Source organism: Micromonospora sp. NPDC051296, from assembly GCF_040682255.1.
Taxonomy (GTDB): domain Bacteria; phylum Actinomycetota; class Actinomycetes; order Mycobacteriales; family Micromonosporaceae; genus Micromonospora; species Micromonospora craterilacus.
This window is the reverse complement of sequence record NZ_JBFBAO010000654.1, coordinates 1-1,535: the sequence shown is the minus strand read 5'-3', so window position 1 is coordinate 1,535 and position 1,535 is coordinate 1. Positions and strand designations below refer to the sequence as shown.

General features: G+C 70.9%; 3 protein-coding genes and 1 pseudogene. All 4 read right to left on the bottom strand.

Annotated elements, in window-relative coordinates:
* Positions 1-41: 41 nt before the first annotated feature.
* Positions 42-344 carry a hypothetical protein gene (locus AB0M52_RS33885; protein WP_363961968.1) on the bottom strand — a complete coding sequence of 101 codons (303 nt, stop codon included), beginning with the start codon at positions 342-344 and terminating at the stop codon, positions 42-44.
* Positions 341-775 (bottom strand): hypothetical protein, encoded by a 435-nt coding sequence (locus AB0M52_RS33880; protein ID WP_363961966.1) that lies wholly within the window; start codon positions 773-775, stop codon positions 341-343. Before AB0M52_RS33880 ends, AB0M52_RS33885 begins: the two co-directional genes overlap by 4 nt.
* A gap of 87 nt (positions 776-862) precedes the next feature.
* A complete protein-coding gene (locus AB0M52_RS33875) occupies positions 863-1,048 on the bottom strand; it encodes a hypothetical protein (protein ID WP_363961964.1) in 186 nt (61 codons plus the stop codon).
* Positions 1,045-1,535, bottom strand: a pseudogene (locus AB0M52_RS33870) (cell division protein FtsK); the annotation flags it as partial. The gene AB0M52_RS33875 and the pseudogene AB0M52_RS33870, both read right to left, overlap by 4 nt.

Sequence of the window (1,535 nt, the reverse complement as noted above, 5' to 3'; positions counted from 1 at the left end):
TTGACACGTACGTGTCAGGTCGGTGATCTGGGCAGCGGTGGTCATCGGGTCACCTCGGCGGGAAGCGCGGTGGACAGCCGTTTGCCGGTCAGGTCCGCAAGCTGGTTGGCGGTTAGCGGGTCGAGCACGCCCGGGATCTCGTGGCGGCGGCGACGCAGCAGGGGCCGCACGACGGCGGCGGTCGGGCACAGCGGCGCTTTGTCGCTGTAGGCGTGGCCGCAACGAGGGCAGGCCACCGGTACGGGGAGACGGGCCGGGGTGTGGTCGGCCCAGATGGTGACGAGCTGGGCGACGGTGACACCCATGCCGGCGGTCAGTAGCCGGCGGTCCAGGCGGGCGCTCATCGGGTGCCGCCGTGGGCGCGGTCGTAGTCGTCGGCGGCGTCGCCGAGGATGGCCAACACGTCGGGCAGGGTTTGGGTGGCGTCGTCGTTCCAGTCGGCAACGATCTCGTGGTCGGAGTAGCAGAGCGCGCCGTGGTAGTCGGACTCGCGGACGCGGCCGTCACGCTGGAGGTAGTCGGCCAAGAACCGAAGGGCGCGGTCAACCTCGGGGCTATCGCCCAGGGCGGCCCACACGCAGTCGCCGTCAACGGCCATGCCGATAGCGCCGGTGACGCAGGCGGGCGGAAACGGAGTGTCGGTGGTCCGCTGGTAGAGGGACCCTTGGGCCCAGCCCCGCAGTTCGAGGTAGCGGGCGGCGCAGCGCAGGGTGTCGGCCGGGGTCAGGTCGGCCAGCGCGCCGGGGGTGGGGTGCTGTTTTTGGGTAGGGTTCATGGCGGCCACGTCCTTTCGTGGGCGGTGGTTGGGTCGGCGAGCCGGGTTCGCTTTCTCAGGGCAGGTCCCGGTTCGTCGGCCGTTCTTCTATCGGTGGTGCAGGTGGAGCCGGAGGAACACCCGTTGCCGGCCGTTGTCGGCCGGGGTGGGTGCGGAGCGGAACACCAGCGAGCCCGTGCGGCGGGCGATGGCGGTGAGTGCGGCGATGTCTTCGCCGTCGCCGATGAGCACCAGGTCCAGGACCCGGGTAGCGGGTGGCGTCTTCGTCTTCATGCCGCAGCCCTCACCGGGGCGGTGTGGTCGGGGGTGAGGGTGTTGGTGTGGCGGCGGGTCCAAGCGGCGTAGTCGGCGACGCGGATGATGTCGGCGTCGGTGAGGTAGGCGGCCTTGACCAGGGTCGGGATGCCGCCTTCGGCGATGAGGTAGCCGGCCCCGTGGTTGTTGGGGTCGACGGTGTTGGAGGAGAAGCCGCGGGCGGCCCAGCCGTGCCCGAGCACGATGTCGGAGGACACGTCGGTGGTGCAGCGTCCCGCGAAGCGCCACGCGAACAGGTCCCGCAGCGAGGTGGGGATGATGTCCGACGACGGCCGTTGGGTGGCGGCGGCGACGATGATGCCGACGGCGCGGCCCCGGGCCACGATGTCGCGTAGCAGCGCGGCGAACAGCTTCTGGGTCTTCTCGTCGCCGGCGGTGGCGGAGAAGTAGGCGATCTCGTCGCAGGCCACCAGGATCTGCCCGAACACGTCGTGGGGGCCGATCT

Bases quoted from the DNA above. Each gene is read 5' to 3' on its own strand.
- AB0M52_RS33885 (WP_363961968.1), bottom strand. From the start codon at position 344: ATGAGCGCCCGCCTGGACCGCCGGCTACTGACCGCCGGCATGGGTGTC.
- AB0M52_RS33880 (WP_363961966.1), bottom strand. From the start codon at position 775: ATGAACCCTACCCAAAAACAGCACCCCACCCCCGGCGCGCTGGCCGAC.
- AB0M52_RS33875 (WP_363961964.1), bottom strand. From the start codon at position 1,048: ATGAAGACGAAGACGCCACCCGCTACCCGGGTCCTGGACCTGGTGCTC.